Genomic DNA, 14,028 nt, shown 5'->3' with positions numbered 1-14,028 from the left:
CGCCGTTCGACCACAGGGCCGAACGGTCGGGCCGCGCGCATCACCAACACCACGCCCTCGGGGCGCGCGCCGCGTCAGGCCTTGTGGTCGGCCTTGGCCTGCGCCTGAGCCGCCGCGTTGCTGGCCTGCGTCTGGTCGATCACCTTGGGGTCGACAGTGGTGGCGGTCGGCGTCGGCTCGTCATCCTCCGCCATGCCCTTCTTGAACGATTTGATGCCCTTGGCGACATCTCCCATCAGCTCGGACACCTTCCCGCGCCCGAACAGAAGCATCACGATGACGCCGACGACGATCCAGTGCCAAATGCTCACGCCACCCATGGCGAAACTCCTCCGAAATTGCCCCGACCGGGGCCTGTCCCCGACCAATTCTGGCCCGGTCGTTCGCTCGGCGGCGGAACCTATTGATCCGCCGCGGGAAACACAAGGACTTCGTCCGACGGAATGTCGACGCCGACCTCGTCGCCCACGCCGACCTCGTCCGACAGCGCCATGCGCGCGGCGAGCGGCCGGTCGAAGCCATCGACGGCCACGAGCACATGATCGACCTCGCCGAGAAAGCGCCGTGCGACCAGCCGCCCCTTGAGATAGTACCCCTTCGGCACGATCCGCACCCGATGCGGCCGGATGCAGACGATCGCGTCGCTGCCTTCCGCCACGCCCTGCGCCGCGAAGCGCCCGAACGGCGTCTCGACCGTTCCGCCCGAGACCCGGCCCTCGATCTCGGTAAAATCGCAGAAAAATCGGGCGGCAAAGAGGCTGGCAGGCTTGCGATAGAGCTCCTCCGCGGTGCCGATCTGGGCGATCCGCCCGGCGCGCATCAGCACGATGCGGTCGGCGATGCGCATCGCGTCCTCGGGGTCGTGCGTGACGATGATCGAGGTCGCTCCCGTCTCCTCCAGCAGCGCGGCGGTCTCGTCGCGCACCACATCGCGCAGCCGCCGGTCGAGGTTCGAGAAGGGCTCGTCCATCAGCAGGACGCCGGGGCGGGGCGCAATGGCGCGCGCCAGCGCGACACGCTGCTGCTCGCCGCCCGAGAGCATGTGCGGATAGGAGTCGGCCAGATGCTCGAGCCCGACGCGCGCCAGCGCCCGCAGCGCCGTGGCGTCGGCGGCGCTTCCCGACCGGTCGCGCAGCCCGAAGCGAACGTTCTCCCGCACGCTCAGATGCGGAAACAGCGCATAGTCCTGAAAGACGAAGCCGATGCCGCGATGTTCCGGCTCGACGAAGGCGGTGGGCGACGAAACATCACGCCCTTCCAGCAGCACCCGCCCCGCGCTCGGGCGCTCTACTCCGGCCGCGAGCCTCAGCAGCGTCGTCTTGCCGCAGCCAGACTGGCCGAGCAGCGCGACGATTTCCCCGGGTCGAACCGAGAGGGACACGTCCGACAACGCCGTCACCGTGCCGAAGCGCTGGGTCACGCCATCGAATCCGAGCGCCATCGGGATCGCGGCTCCCGCCGTCCCGCGCCGGCCCCAGCCGAGCCAGCTTCTCGCAGTTTCGCTTCCCGCCAATCCTTGTCCTCTCAGCAAATGGGCCGTCATCCCGGGCAGAGCGATGCCTATACCTAGACCCGGGATCCATGTCTGAACCGATCCAGGTAAGCTTCAGGCATGGATCCCGGATCGGCGCCGCCAGAGGCGGCTTGTCCGGGATGACCAGCGAGGAGAGCCGAGTGTTCGCCCTCACTCCTGTTGCGGGCCGCCCTCGCCGTCGTCAAGCGGGCTGAACAGATCGCCGAGCGGATCCTCGTCGTCGCGCAGACCCGGATCGTCATCGGGAACCGGCACGGTGAGGTCGCGCGTCAGCCGACCCTCGATGAAGCCCGCCCCCTTCAATTCGTCGAGCCCCGGCAGGTCGTCGATGCGGTCGAGCCCGAAATGATCGAGAAAGCCGCGTGTCGTGCCATAGGTCACCGGCCGGCCCGGCGAGCGCCGCCGCCCGCGCAATCGCACCCAGCCGGCCTCGAGCAGGATGTCGAGCGTGCCCTTGGCCGTGGCGACGCCGCGGATCTCCTCGATCTCGGCGCGCGTCACCGGCTGGTGATAGGCGATGATCGCCAGCACTTCGAGGGCCGCCCGCGACAGCTTGCGCGGCGGCTCGGCCTCGGCGGCGAGCAGATAACCGAGATCGGGTGCCGTCCTGAAAGCCCAGCCGCCGGCGACCTGCCGCAGATTGACGCCGCGCGCCACGTAGAACGCGACGAGACGGGCCAGGACCTGTCCGACATCGATTCCCGCCGGCACCGAGCGGCCGAGCTCCTCCTCCGACAGCGGCGCCGCGGAGGCGAAGAGCAGCGCCTCGACGATGCGCAGCGCCTGCGCGAAGGCTTCCGCCCCGCCGCCATCCTCCTCGTCGCGCGTCTCGGCCATCGCCGCCGTCATGAGGCGTCCTGTCCGACGAAGGGCAAGGCCGGTGGCCGGGCCGAGCGGCGGCGGACATGGATCGGCGCGAAGGCGTCGTCCTGCCGGATGTCGAGCATGCCTTCCCGCACCATCTCCAGCATGGCTGAGAGTGCTGACGCCCTGACAGTCGCCCTCATCTCACCCACCGGCAGCCCATGCGCCTGCATGTAGCGCGTCAGATAGGGATCGATGTCGGTCCAGTCCCCCGCTTCGCCGACGAGCTTTTGCAGCGCCTCGCGCGCCTCGACCAGCGACCAGACGACGCGATGGCCGACCGAGATATGCCCCTGCACCCGCTTCTGCCGCTGATGCGCATAGGCGGCGAGCAGATCATAGAGTTCCGCCTCCCAGACCGGCCGGGCCCCCGCGACGATCTCCTCCGGGGCGCCGCGCGCGAAGACATCCTGCCCCAGCCGCTCGCGCGCCGAGAGCTTGTTCGCCGCCGCCCGGATCGCCTCCAGCCGGCGCAGACGCAAGGCGAGCGCGGTGGCGAGATCGGCCGCGCTCGGCTCCTCACCCCTCGGCGGCTCGGGCAGCAGCAGGCGCGACTTGAGATAGGCGAGCCAGGCCGCCATCACGAGATAATCGGCCGCGAGTTCCAGCCTCAGCGCCCGCGCCTGCTCGACGAAGACGAGATACTGCTCGGCCAGCGCCAGGATGGAGATGCGGTGCAGGTCGACCTTTTGGCGGCGCGCGAGATCGAGCAGCAGGTCGAGCGGCCCTTCATAGCCGTCGACATCGACGACGAGCGCAGGCTCGTCCTCGCGCCGCGCGCGATCTTCCGCGAATGGCAAATCGGCCGTCATGCTGGCCTGCCCTCACCCGCCTTGCCCATCTCGCGCCGCTGCCCCGGATGCCGCCGAGCGGAGATCCGGGATGGCCGGCGGGAAGATGTGATCAACCCCGTGGGACAGATTCGGCTTTTCAGCCGTCCAGCGCAAGGGCGCCGGCAACCTCGGCGCGCGCGGCGGTGACATCGAGAGGCTCGGGCTCGTGGCGGATGCGGCCGAGCGCGGCGGCAGCCCGGCGCGCGCGTGCGCCGGTCATCTCCGGCACCACCCCGGCGATGGCGACCATCTCCTCCATGATGCCGTGGCAATGCAGCACGACGTCGACCCCGGCGCGGATGGCGGCCCGGGCCTTCGCCTCGAACGTGCCGGAGAGTGCCTTCATCGAGATATCGTCGGTCATGATCAGCCCGTCGAAGCCGATCTCCTCGCGCATGATCCCGCGCACGATCTTCCGCGACACGGTGGCCGGGTGCTTCGGATCGAGCGCAGTGAAGACCACATGCGCCGTCATTGCCAGCGGCATGTCGGCGAGATGGCGGAACGGCCGGAAATCATGCGCCCTGAGCTCGTCGAGCGTCGCATCCACCACCGGCAGGTCGTGGTGGCTATCCGCCCGCGCCCGGCCATGGCCGGGCATGTGCTTGACGACCGGCAGCACGCCCCCGGCGAGAAGCCCTTCCGCCGCCGCCCGGCCGAGGCGCGCCACCTGGTCCGGCTCATAGGCATAGGCGCGGTCGCCGATGACGTCGTGGCTGCCGGCGACCGGCACGTCGAGCACCGGAAGGCAGTCGACATCGATGCCGACGCTTTTCAGGTCATGCGCCATCAGCCGTGCCGAAAGCCGCACGATCTCACGCTGCCGCACCGCATCGTTGATGGTCAGGAAGGCCCGCGCCGACGCGTATTTCGGCCAGTTCGGCGGCCCCATGCGCTGCACGCGACCGCCTTCCTGATCGATCAGGATCGGCGCCTGCCAGCCGACGGTCTCGCGCATCTCGGCCGTCAAGGCCGCGACCTGCTCGGGCGACTGCGTGTTGCGCCGGAACAGGATGAAGCCCCAGGGACGGGCATCACGGAAGAAGGCGCGCTCGTCGGGCGTGAGGCTCGTGCCGAGGCAGCCGGCGATGAAGGCGCGCGAGGTCATGGCACCGGGTTAGAAACTGGCGCGGGCGCGGTCAAGCACCACGCGTCCCCTCCCCCCGCTTGCGACGGGGAGGGGACGGCGGAGTGCCGACCGCCTCACTTGATCTGTTGGAAGTTCTGCGCGTTGAAGGCGTCGAAGGGCAGCTCCGCGATGCGGAACCAGAGTTGCTCCTTCTTCCAATAGGGCAGGAAGGAATCGTAGAAGGTCTTGAACTGCGGGTTGCTGGCGGCGAGCTCCGCATACATGGCGAAGGCCTCCTTATAGGCGGCCGCCATCACCTCCTGCGGGAAGGCGCGCAGCTCGGCCCCGGTGCCGACCAGCCGCACCAGCGCATCCGGGTTGCCGTGATCGTATTTGGCGACGCAGAGCGCGTTGGCCTCGGCGCAGGCCGCCTCGAGGATCGCCTTGTAGGACGCCGGCAGCGCGTTCCACTTGTCCAGGTTGGCGATGAAGCTGACGTTGGCGTTGCCCTCCCAGAACCCGGGATAGTAATAATATTTCGCCACCCGGACGAAGCCGAGCTTCTCGTCGTCGAACGGCCCGGAGAACTCGACCGCGTCGAGCGTGCCGCGCTCCAGCGCCGGATAGATGTCGGCCCCGCCGATGGTCTGCGGCACCACGCCGAGCCGCGCCATGATCCGCCCGCCGAGCCCGGCGATGCGGAACTTCAGCCCCTTCAGATCCTCGAGCGTCTTGATCTCCTTGCGGAACCAGCCGCCCATCTGGGCGCCAGTGTTTCCCGAGGGGATCGTGTAGCAGTTATAGGTCTTCATGAAGGCGCGGCAGAGCTCGAGCCCGCCGCCCTGATAGAGCCAGGCGTTCTGCTGGCGGGTGTTGAAGCCGAAGGGCAGCGAGGTCTCGAAGGCGAAGGCCGGATCCTTGCCGATATAGAAGCTCGACAGCGTGTGGCTGCATTCGACCGTGCCGTTCTGCACCGCGTCGAGCGCTTGCAGCGCTGGCACGATCTCGCCCGGCGCGAAGACCTGGATCTGGAAATTGTTGTCGGTCGCCTCCGCCACGCGCTTGGCGACATGGGTCGAGATTCCATAGAGCGTGTCGAGGCTCTTGGGATAGCTCGAGGTCAACCGCCAGCTGATCTTGGGCTGAGACTGCGCGAGCGCCGGCGCCGCAATGGCGGCGCTGCCGGCAGCGCCCACACCGGCGACCTTGACGAAGTTGCGACGATCCATGGGTATCCTCCAGCTGGTGCTTTGCGTCGCGCCGGCGGCACGCGGCCTTCCGACACATCGTTGATTGTTGTCAGCTAAGTCGCATGCGCCTTCGGGCGCGACAAGTATGCCCGGCGCCATGCCTGCTCGCACGAAAAGCGCAGGCGGCCGGAGCATGGACGCAGCGAGACGGCCAAACAAAAGGGCAGCGCCCGAAGGCGCTGCCCTTTCATGACGAAACGAGGCTGTCTCAGTTCTTGGCGATGAAGCACTGACCGCCCGCGGCCTGAAGCGCCGAGCACATCGAGGTGGCGTCATCGCGGGAATAAGGCCCGACGCGCAGGCGATAGACCGTCTTGCCGCCAGCGAGCTCCGTCTTGCGGACGATCGGCGACTGACCGCCGAGCTGCTGCGGATATTTGCGCTGCAGCGCCGCGAAGGTCGCCCGTGCCTCCTGCTCACTGCCCGGCGCCCCGAGCTGCACCACGAAATCGCCGGTGCCGGCGCGGATCGCGGCGTTGGCGGGAGCCGGCGTCGGAGCGGCAGGCGCTGCGCTGGCGAGGCGGGTCGGAGCGGCGGGCGTGGTCGCGGCCGGCGGTGTCGTCGCGCGCTCCTGCGGCTTCGGCGCAGCCGGCGGCACGGCGGCCGCGATCGGCAGATTCGCACTGGCCGGGCTGCCCGCGATCGAGCGGCTCGGCGCCGAACCGGTCGCTATCGGGCGGTTGCCATTGGCGTCGGCAGCGGCCGCCTGCGCCGGCGAGCCGTCGGGACGGATCGAGACGGTGCGGACCTTGCGCGGCTCGCCGAGGCCCGGCACCGGCGGCATCGGGGTCAAGGCGGGCTCGGGCATTACGATGCTGCGCTCGGCGCCACCAGGTGTCGGGACGGTGGCGGTTTCGCTCGAAGCGGTGCCCGGTCCGGGCAGAACCACCCGCGAGGGCATCGAGCGGGCCGCTTGCTGGATGTCGACCGGCTGCTCCTGGCTGTCGACGAGCTTGGTCTTGCCCTGCGGGTCTTCGGCGGAGCGCTCGTAGATCTGCTTGTTCTGGTTCGGAATTTCCCGGCCGCCCGGATTGGCGGGCTCGACCTTGACCGGGCCGCTATCGGCCGCGATCACCGGTGGCGCGCCGCTCTTCGAGGACGAGCCACCGCGCAGCAGCATGGTTCCGCCGACGCCGATGACGCCAATGGCGATCACCGCAGCCGCCGCCCAGAGTCCCTTGCGAGAGCGCCGGGGCTCGAGATCGGGCAGGTCGTCTTCGGCATATTGAGGATGGTAGGTCTGCTGCCGCGCATCGAAGCCCTGGTCCGAAGCCTCGGCGTCATAGGCGGGTTCCTGCTGATAGACCGGCGCCCGGTAGAAGCCCTGCTCCTCGTCAAGGTCGCGCGCGGCCGGTGCGCCTTGAGCCGGCACCGGCCGGGAATAGGCGGCCGGCTCGGGATGAGCGTAATCCTGCTCCGCGGGCTCGTCGTCGTATTGATAGTGTTGCCGGGGCTGAACCGGCGCGGCCGCGGGCTTGCGCTCGGGCTCGGTCCGGCGCAACAGGGCCTCGAACTCGTCGAGGGCGCCGCGCATCTCGGCCGGCGGCTCGGCGACAGGCGAAGGAGCCTGCGCCGTACGCGGCGGCACATAGACGGGCTGCTGCGGCACCACAGCGAAGCTGGGCTCCTGGCGCGTCGCCGGCGCAGCAGGCTGCTGCCTGCGCTCGGTGAAGATGTCCTTGAGCGGATCGTCCTGACTGACGATACGGGTCAGCTCCGCCAGCGGATCGGGCGAGTGCGCGGGGCGCTGCGCCTGCCCTGCCCCCCGAAGCTGGCGCTCGAGATCCTCGAGATCGAGCGCGAAACGATTCCTAGCTGGCTCACTCATGGTACGATCCATTCCAGCACAAGCCGCTTCCCCCTATGGAAGAACCGGGAACTCTGTGCGGTCAACCTGACCTTGTGCGCGCCGCCGGAATAGTGCCCCGTCAGCGCATCTCTTCCGGCGCCGCAACTCCGGCGACCGCCAGACCGGAAGCAAGGACGCTGCGCACCGCATGCACGAACGCCAATCTCGCCAAGGTCGACTTTCGATCAGTTTGATTAACGAACCGTAATTGCGGCGAGTCTTTGCCCTTGTTCCAGAGAGAATGGAACGCGCTCGCCAGTTCATGCACGAAGAATGCCACGCGATGCGGTTCGTGGGCCGTGGCCGCGCCTTCGATGATCCGCGGATAGGCGGCGATCATCTTCACGATGCCGACCTCGGCCTCATCCACCAGAATCGACAGATCCGCCTGCGACAATGCGGCGGGGGACAGGTCGAGATCGGGGAACGCCTCGCGGGCCTGCCGGAAGATCGAGGCGCAGCGCGCATGGGCATACTGGACATAGAAGACCGGATTGTCCTTCGACTGCTCGACCACTTTCGCAAGATCGAAGTCCAGGGTCGCGTCGTTCTTGCGGAAGATCATCATGAAGCGCACCGCGTCGCGGCCGACCTCGTCGATGACCTCGCGCAGCGTGACGAAGTCGCCGGAGCGCTTCGACATGCGCACCTGCTCGCCATTGCGCAGCAGCCTGACGAGCTGGCAGAGCTTGACGTCGAGCGAGCCCTCCCCGTTGGTCACGGCCTTCACCGCGGCCTGCATCCGCTTGACGTAACCGCCATGGTCGGCGCCCCAGACGTCGATCATCTCGGCAAAACCGCGCGTGAACTTCGAGCGGTGATAGGCGATGTCGTTGGCGAAATAGGTATAGCTGCCGTCCGACTTGAGCAGCGGCCGGTCGACATCGTCGCCGAACTGCGTGGCGCGGAACAGCGTCTGCTCGCGATCCTCCCAGTCCTCGTCCTTCTGGCCCTTGGGCGGCGGCAGGCGGCCTTCATAGACCAGGTCACGCGCGCGCAGATCCTCGATCGTCTCCGCGACGGCATCCTTGTTGCCGTCGACGGCCTGCAGCGAGCGCTCCGAGAAGAAGACGTCGTGGACGACGCCGAGCGCGGCGAGATCGTCGCGGATCATCGCCATCATGCCATCGATGGCGGCCTGCCGGACGAGCGGCAGCCACTCGCTCTCGGGCTTGTCCTTGAGCGCCGGACCGTACTGCTTCGCCAGCGTCTCGCCGACCGATTTGAGATAATCGCCCGGATAGAGCCCCTCGGGAATCGCCCCGATATCCTCGCCCAGCGCCTCGCGATAACGCAGGAAGGCCGAGCGGGCGAGCACGTCGACCTGCGCGCCGGCATCGTTGATGTAGTATTCGCGCGTCACGTCATGACCGGCGAAGGCGAGCAAGCGGGCGAGCGCGTCGCCGAACACCGCGCCGCGGCCATGACCGACATGCATCGGCCCGGTCGGGTTGGCCGAGACGTATTCGACATTGATCTTCGGCGCAGGCTTGGCCCTGCCGCGGCCATAGTGGAGACCCGCCTCGATCGCGGATTTCAGGATCGCGGTGAACACCGCCGGCTGCAGCGTCAGATTGATGAAGCCCGGCCCGGCGATCTCAGCCTTGGCGATCTCGGGATCGCGCGACAACTCCTCCACCAGCAACGCGGCCAGCGCACGCGGATTGGTGCCGGCCTCCTTGGCGAGCACCATCGCGGCGTTGGTGGCGAGGTCGCCATGCGCCGGGTCCTTGGTCGGCTCGACCACGACACGCCCGAGGTTGAGCCCGGCAGGAAGCGCGCTTCGCTCGGCAAGCGCCCAGAGGGCGGCGTGAAGGCGAGCGGAATAGGTCTCGAACAGGTTCATCGTGGTCATCTTGTCGGCAGGAAACTTCCGAGCCCTCATCCTGAGGAGCGTTTCTGCGAAGCGCGTCTAGAAGGATGATCCAGGAGGCTCCGGAAACCGCTGGAGCATCCTTTGAGACGCGGCCTTCGGCCGCTCCTCAGGATGAGGGCTCACCAAGCTCGAACATTTTTGTACGGCCGCCCGGCCCTATCGCAGCGAGGGGGTGACGTCAAACAGGCGGCGATGCTCGTCGAGCGCGTACCAGTCGGTCATGCCGGCGATATAGTCGGCGATGCGGCGCATGCGGCGATGCTCGTCGAGCCCGTCGCAACCCGCCGCCCACTCCTGCGGCATCGCCAAGGGATCGGCGCTGAAGCGGGCGAACAGCTCCCGCACCACCTGCGCGGCCTGGGCGCGGATCGGCGCGATGCGCGGATGACGGTACATGTTGGGGTAGAGAAAGCCCTTGATGTCCCGGTCGGCCGCCTCGATCGCCGCGGAGAAGGTCACGACCGGCTGCCCTGCCCGCCTGATCGCATCGGCCTCAGCGGGCGCGAGCGCCTCCAGACGCCGCTGCGATTCTGCGATCACATCCTCGACGAAGCGGGTGATGACGCGCCTGACGAGCTCATTGGTCAGGCGCGCTTTTTCGAGCCTCGGATGCAGCCGCTCGATCTCGTCGAGCAGCCCGGCCAGGAACGGCACCGAGCGCAGGGCGGCATGGCCGAACAGCCCGGCCCGCAAGCCATCGTCAATGTCGTGGGCGTTGTAGGCGATGTCGTCGGCGAGCGCGGCGGCCTGCGCTTCGGCCGACGCATAGCTGTCTAGCCAGAGATCCTGCCGATGCTGGTATTCGACGATCGCCGCCGGAATGCCGGTTTTGGCGTAGCGCGCCGTCGGCTTCCCTTCGGGGTCGAGCAGCGGGCCGTTGTGCTTGACCAGCCCTTCCAGCGTCTCCCAGCTCAGGTTGAGCCCGTCGAAATCGGCATAGCGTTGCTCGAGCCGGGTCACGATCCTCAGCGTCTGGGCGTTGTGGTCGAAACCGCCGAACCCCGCCATGCATTCGTCGAGCGCATCCTCGCCGGTATGGCCGAAGGGCGTGTGGCCGAGGTCATGGGCCAGCGCCAGCGCCTCGGCCAGATCCTCGTCGAGACCGAGCGCGCGCGCCAGCGCGCGGGCGATCTGGGCCACCTCGATCGTGTGGGTCAGCCGCGTGCGGTAATGGTCGCCCTCATGCGAGACGAAGACCTGCGTCTTGTGCTTGAGCCGCCGGAAGGCGGTCGAATGGATGATGCGGTCGCGATCGCGCTGGAATTCGCCCCGCGTCGCCGAGGCGGGCTCACCGACGAGCCGGCCGCGGCTCATGCTGGAGCGGCACGCATAAGGAGCGCGCCAGCGCTCACCGGGCTCGACGCCCGCTGAGAAGACCGATGTCGGGATGTGCGGATGCGGCATGGCAGCCTCGTCGCCGCCCCGTGCTTGTAGAGGCGCTGCCGGGCCATTACCTTTACGGACAACCAGGGTGCAAGGAACATCTGCCCATGTCGACCGATCTTGCGGTCAACCCGCGCGGCATCGCGGTGACGGCCAACGCCGCGAAACGGATTCTCTCGGTGATGGCAAAGGAGCCGCCGGGCGCGATGCTGCGCGTCAGCGTCGCCGGCGGCGGCTGCTCCGGCTTCCAATACGTCTTCGATATCGAGGAGAAGAAGGCGCCCGACGATCTCGTCATCGAGCGCGATGGCGCGACCGTGGTGATCGACGAAACCTCGCTCGACCTGCTCGAAGGCTGCACCATCGACTTTGTCGACGACCTGATCGGCCAGTCCTTCCGGATCACCAATCCGAACGCGACCAGCTCCTGCGGCTGCGGCACGTCCTTCGCGGTCTGAGCCGGCTCAGGCCGCGTCCTCAGCCGCAGCGCTGGCCGCAGGCCGCGCCGTCATCTTGCCCAGCCGCGCCACGGAGCTGCTCAGGACCACATTGCCGAAGGCGCGCAAGAGGTCCCGGTCGAGCTTGTCGCCCATGCCGATCAGCGTGGCGAAGGCTTCCTCCGGCGACATGGGCGCCTTGTAGGAACGACGTTCGATCAGCGCGGCATAGATGTCGCAGATCGTGATCATCCGGACCGGATCGGGAATTCTGTCGGCGCCGATGCCATGCGGGTAGCCGGAGCCGTCGAGCATCTCGTGATGCGACAGCACGGCGGCGAGCACCGCCGGCGCGAAACCACCCTGCGCGACCAGCATGTCGTGCCCGATCTGCGGGTGCTGGCAGATGACGGCACGCTCCGCCGGCGTCAGGCGTCCTGGCTTGCGCAGGATATCGAGCGGGATTCGCGCCTTGCCGACATCATGCAGCACGGCGGCCGTCGTCATCAATTGCCGGTCGCTCTCGCCGAAGCCGAGCTTGCGGGCGAAGGCGGCGACCAGTCCAGAGACCAGAAGGCAGTGCTGGTAGGTGGCGTCGTCATGCTGCCAGACCATATCCAGCCAGGTATCGAGATTGCCGTCATCGGCCGCCCGGTTGATCGCCTCGACACTGTCGTTGATCGCCTGAACGGGCAGCGGCCCGTCGGAGCCGGCGGCTTCGAGCAGGCCGGCGAATGCGGCGGAAGCCCTGACGAATCGCCGCTGCAGAACCGTTTCCGGCCCACTGTCCCGCAGCAAACCGAGCATGGCCCCGACCTTGTCGAGCAGCGCCGACGGCGGCGTTTCGGCCGGCAGGATCGCCTGGGCCCCGAGGGCGTTGGCCTGCATCTGGCTGCGCGGCGACATGTCCCGCAGAAGGAAGAGGAAGGGGGCGCCGGACTGTCGGTGAGTCGCAAGCGCCGCGCTCGCCGAGACGATCGTCGCGGGCCGGGAGAGATCGAGATCGACGATGAGCAAACGACCAGCGGCCTTGCGGATCTCCTCGATTTCGGCGAGGTCGAAGGCCCTGCACGCTCCCCAGACCGAGAGCGCGCGTTGCAGCGACTGACGCTGCTGATCACGATCGCTGACGAGAAGGACGATGGCGCTAGGTCTCCGGCAAGACCTCCATCTTAGCCCGGCCGATTGATGAAGCGTAAAAACCGCAGCCGGAATTCGCGCCAGGCGGGTGCCGGCGCGATAAAAAACCGGCAAGGGACGATAACCTTGCCGGCGTGCTTACCGGATTCTCAATTTAGAGCTCCCAACAACCCCAGAGGGGTTTCGATGGGGTTTGTCGAAAGCCCTCAGTGCGATGCGGCGGCGCCGCCCGGCTCAAGCCGGATCTCCGCAGCCATGAGCCCCTTCGGCCCCGGTCCGTAGCGCACCAGCACGGTCTGTCCCGGAACGAGCTCGACGAGCCCGTAGCGGCGCAGCGTCTCCATATGCACGAACACGTCCGGCGCCCCTTCGCCCTTCGAGACGAAGCCGAAGCCGCGCAGCCGGTTGAACCACTTCACCACCATCGGCTCCAGGCCGCTCGTCGGCGCCACGGTGACGTTGGTGCGGGCGAGCGGCATCTCCGAGGGATGCCGCGCCACTGTCGTATCGATCGAGAGAACGCGGACCGCCTGACGCCCCCGCGGCTTCTCGACCGCCTCGAGCACGATGCGAGCACCTTCCGCTATCGCATTGAATCCGTCGCGTTTCAGGGTCGTGACATGGAGCAGCACATCCGCCCCGCCGGTCTCGGGAACGACGAAGCCGTAGCCCTTCGACACGTCGAACCATTTGACGTAGCCGCTGGTCTCGACCGGGACCTCCGAAGCGTGAGGGCTTGGCCCATCGAGGCGCACGACACGGTTGAGTGACTGGATGGGACCCATCGGTGGTCGCCCGCTCTCACCGAATTCGTCGGACATTTGCCGCTCACCCCACGCAGAACGTCTTGATTCGCGACATTACGATAGCACTGCTGCGGATTCGGGGAACACCCCCGAAGATCTCGTCCACATAATCTCCAGCGGAAAGTTCACTTTTTCGATCGGGAAAGCTGGAGCCGTGAGCGAGTCGGTGCCTTGTCCCGGATCGGCGTGGCCCTGCGGTGCAGGCCTGTCGCTCAGGACAGGAGCGGCGCCAGGGCCTTGCCGCTTTCGGCCCGGATCACGAGATCGGCGATCGCGTCGAGCTCCGTCGGCTCGCGGTTGAGGATGACGAGCCTCGCCCCCTGCCGTTTGGCGATGACGGGCAACGTCGCCGCCGGAAAGACCACGAGCGACGAGCCGACGACGAGGAAGAGGTCGCATTCCAGCGCCAGTCCTTGCGCCCGCATCATCGCCTCCTGCGGCATCGCCTGCCCGAAGGAGATCGTCGCGGATTTCACCGGCCCGGTGCACATCAAACAGGATGGCGGCTCGCCCGTCGCCTCGAAGGCCGGCCGGATCGCGGCGAGCTCATGCCGCCAGCCGCAATCGAGACAGGTCGCATAGGTGCCGTTGCCGTGAAGTTCGATCACCTGCTCCTCCGGCACGCCGGAAGCCTGGTGCAGCCCGTCGATGTTCTGCGTCACGATGGCGGGCGAGCGCCCATCCGCCACGAGTCGCGCCAAAGCGCGATGGCCGATATTGGGCTGCGCGTCGCGGTAATGGTCGTCCATCGTGAATTTGCGCCGCCAGGCCTCCCTGCGCGCCTCGCGGCTCGTCACGAAGGCCTCGAACGGGATCGGCTTGTTGACCATCCAGGGCGAGCCCGGCGAGCGGAAATCCGGCACGCCCGATTCGGTCGAGATGCCCGCGCCGGTAAAGCTGACGATCCGGTCCGCGCGATCCAGCATCGCGTGCAGCTCGGCGATCGCATCCTCTGTCTCGTCCTGCATCGGCTCGCCCGGCTTTACG

The 14,028-nt window shown here is 67.8% G+C and carries 13 protein-coding genes; 1 reads left to right on the top strand and 12 read right to left on the bottom strand.

The window, feature by feature from the left end; translation table 11 throughout:
* Nucleotides 1-74: 74 nt before the first annotated feature.
* The 9 genes from GY40_RS19110 to GY40_RS19070 all read right to left on the bottom strand — a co-directional run bounded on the left by GY40_RS19110 (nt 75) and on the right by GY40_RS19070 (nt 10,679).
* On the bottom strand, nt 75-320 hold the full coding sequence (locus GY40_RS19110; RefSeq protein WP_038365555.1) for a twin-arginine translocase TatA/TatE family subunit: 246 nt from the start codon (nt 318-320) through the stop codon (nt 75-77).
* An 80-nt stretch (nt 321-400) separates the two neighbouring features.
* Nucleotides 401-1,441: an ABC transporter ATP-binding protein gene (locus GY40_RS19105; protein ID WP_051988286.1), complete on the bottom strand. Its 1,041-nt coding sequence runs from the start codon at nt 1,439-1,441 to the stop codon at nt 401-403.
* 243 nt (nt 1,442-1,684) lie between these two features.
* Nucleotides 1,685-2,371, bottom strand: coding sequence for an SMC-Scp complex subunit ScpB (gene scpB / locus GY40_RS19100; RefSeq protein WP_051988329.1), 687 nt, complete (start codon nt 2,369-2,371; stop codon nt 1,685-1,687).
* 8 nt (nt 2,372-2,379) lie between these two features.
* Nucleotides 2,380-3,210 carry a segregation and condensation protein A gene (locus tag GY40_RS19095; RefSeq protein WP_051988285.1) on the bottom strand — a complete coding sequence of 277 codons (831 nt, stop codon included), beginning with the start codon at nt 3,208-3,210 and terminating at the stop codon, nt 2,380-2,382.
* Between the two features lie 118 nt (nt 3,211-3,328).
* Nucleotides 3,329-4,339: a beta-N-acetylhexosaminidase gene (gene nagZ, locus GY40_RS19090; RefSeq protein ID WP_038365553.1), complete on the bottom strand. Its 1,011-nt coding sequence runs from the start codon at nt 4,337-4,339 to the stop codon at nt 3,329-3,331.
* A 95-nt stretch (nt 4,340-4,434) separates the two neighbouring features.
* The gene (locus GY40_RS19085; protein WP_038365551.1) at nt 4,435-5,529 is read right to left on the bottom strand and encodes a TRAP transporter substrate-binding protein; all 1,095 of its coding nucleotides are present in this window, start codon (nt 5,527-5,529) and stop codon (nt 4,435-4,437) included.
* A gap of 229 nt (nt 5,530-5,758) precedes the next feature.
* Nucleotides 5,759-7,378 carry an SPOR domain-containing protein gene (locus GY40_RS26680; protein ID WP_051988284.1) on the bottom strand — a complete coding sequence of 540 codons (1,620 nt, stop codon included), beginning with the start codon at nt 7,376-7,378 and terminating at the stop codon, nt 5,759-5,761.
* A gap of 100 nt (nt 7,379-7,478) precedes the next feature.
* Nucleotides 7,479-9,245 (bottom strand): arginine--tRNA ligase, encoded by a 1,767-nt coding sequence (gene argS, locus GY40_RS19075; RefSeq protein ID WP_038365930.1) that lies wholly within the window; start codon nt 9,243-9,245, stop codon nt 7,479-7,481.
* Between the two features lie 186 nt (nt 9,246-9,431).
* On the bottom strand, nt 9,432-10,679 hold the full coding sequence (locus tag GY40_RS19070; protein ID WP_051988283.1) for a deoxyguanosinetriphosphate triphosphohydrolase: 1,248 nt from the start codon (nt 10,677-10,679) through the stop codon (nt 9,432-9,434).
* A gap of 86 nt (nt 10,680-10,765) precedes the next feature.
* On the opposite strand from GY40_RS19070, the gene GY40_RS19065 reads away from it, so the two are divergent.
* Nucleotides 10,766-11,116 carry a HesB/IscA family protein gene (locus GY40_RS19065; protein ID WP_038365549.1) on the top strand — a complete coding sequence of 117 codons (351 nt, stop codon included), beginning with the start codon at nt 10,766-10,768 and terminating at the stop codon, nt 11,114-11,116.
* Nucleotides 11,117-11,122: 6 nt separating this feature from the next.
* Here the strand turns inward: GY40_RS19065 and GY40_RS19060 are convergent, their stop codons facing one another.
* The 3 genes from GY40_RS19060 to GY40_RS19050 all read right to left on the bottom strand — a co-directional run bounded on the left by GY40_RS19060 (nt 11,123) and on the right by GY40_RS19050 (nt 14,009).
* Nucleotides 11,123-12,112 (bottom strand): HD-GYP domain-containing protein, encoded by a 990-nt coding sequence (locus GY40_RS19060; RefSeq protein ID WP_051988282.1) that lies wholly within the window; start codon nt 12,110-12,112, stop codon nt 11,123-11,125.
* A 329-nt stretch (nt 12,113-12,441) separates the two neighbouring features.
* Entirely contained in the window at nt 12,442-13,056 is a 615-nt protein-coding gene (locus tag GY40_RS19055; protein WP_038365547.1) for a cold-shock protein, read from the bottom strand.
* Between the two features lie 197 nt (nt 13,057-13,253).
* On the bottom strand, nt 13,254-14,009 hold the full coding sequence (locus GY40_RS19050; RefSeq protein ID WP_038365545.1) for an SIR2 family NAD-dependent protein deacylase: 756 nt from the start codon (nt 14,007-14,009) through the stop codon (nt 13,254-13,256).
* Nucleotides 14,010-14,028 lie beyond the last annotated feature (19 nt).

It is taken from the genome of Allobosea sp. UNC402CLCol (genome assembly GCF_000745475.1).
Lineage (GTDB): Bacteria > Pseudomonadota > Alphaproteobacteria > Rhizobiales > Beijerinckiaceae > Allobosea > Allobosea spartocytisi.
The sequence above is the reverse complement of the archived record's forward strand: the minus strand, read 5'-3'. Positions and strand labels throughout refer to the sequence as shown.

Coding starts and splice junctions, on each gene's coding strand:
- GY40_RS19110 (WP_038365555.1), bottom strand. CDS start 320: ATGGGTGGCGTGAGCATTTGGCACTGGATCGTCGTCGGCGTCATCGTG.
- GY40_RS19105 (WP_051988286.1), bottom strand. CDS start 1,441: ATGGCGCTCGGATTCGATGGCGTGACCCAGCGCTTCGGCACGGTGACG.
- scpB (WP_051988329.1), bottom strand. CDS start 2,371: ATGGCCGAGACGCGCGACGAGGAGGATGGCGGCGGGGCGGAAGCCTTC.
- GY40_RS19095 (WP_051988285.1), bottom strand. CDS start 3,210: ATGACGGCCGATTTGCCATTCGCGGAAGATCGCGCGCGGCGCGAGGAC.
- nagZ (WP_038365553.1), bottom strand. CDS start 4,339: ATGACCTCGCGCGCCTTCATCGCCGGCTGCCTCGGCACGAGCCTCACG.
- GY40_RS19085 (WP_038365551.1), bottom strand. CDS start 5,529: ATGGATCGTCGCAACTTCGTCAAGGTCGCCGGTGTGGGCGCTGCCGGC.
- GY40_RS26680 (WP_051988284.1), bottom strand. CDS start 7,378: ATGAGTGAGCCAGCTAGGAATCGTTTCGCGCTCGATCTCGAGGATCTC.
- argS (WP_038365930.1), bottom strand. CDS start 9,245: ATGAACCTGTTCGAGACCTATTCCGCTCGCCTTCACGCCGCCCTCTGG.
- GY40_RS19070 (WP_051988283.1), bottom strand. CDS start 10,679: ATGCCGCATCCGCACATCCCGACATCGGTCTTCTCAGCGGGCGTCGAG.
- GY40_RS19065 (WP_038365549.1), top strand. CDS start 10,766: ATGTCGACCGATCTTGCGGTCAACCCGCGCGGCATCGCGGTGACGGCC.
- GY40_RS19055 (WP_038365547.1), bottom strand. CDS start 13,056: ATGTCCGACGAATTCGGTGAGAGCGGGCGACCACCGATGGGTCCCATC.
- GY40_RS19050 (WP_038365545.1), bottom strand. CDS start 14,009: ATGCAGGACGAGACAGAGGATGCGATCGCCGAGCTGCACGCGATGCTG.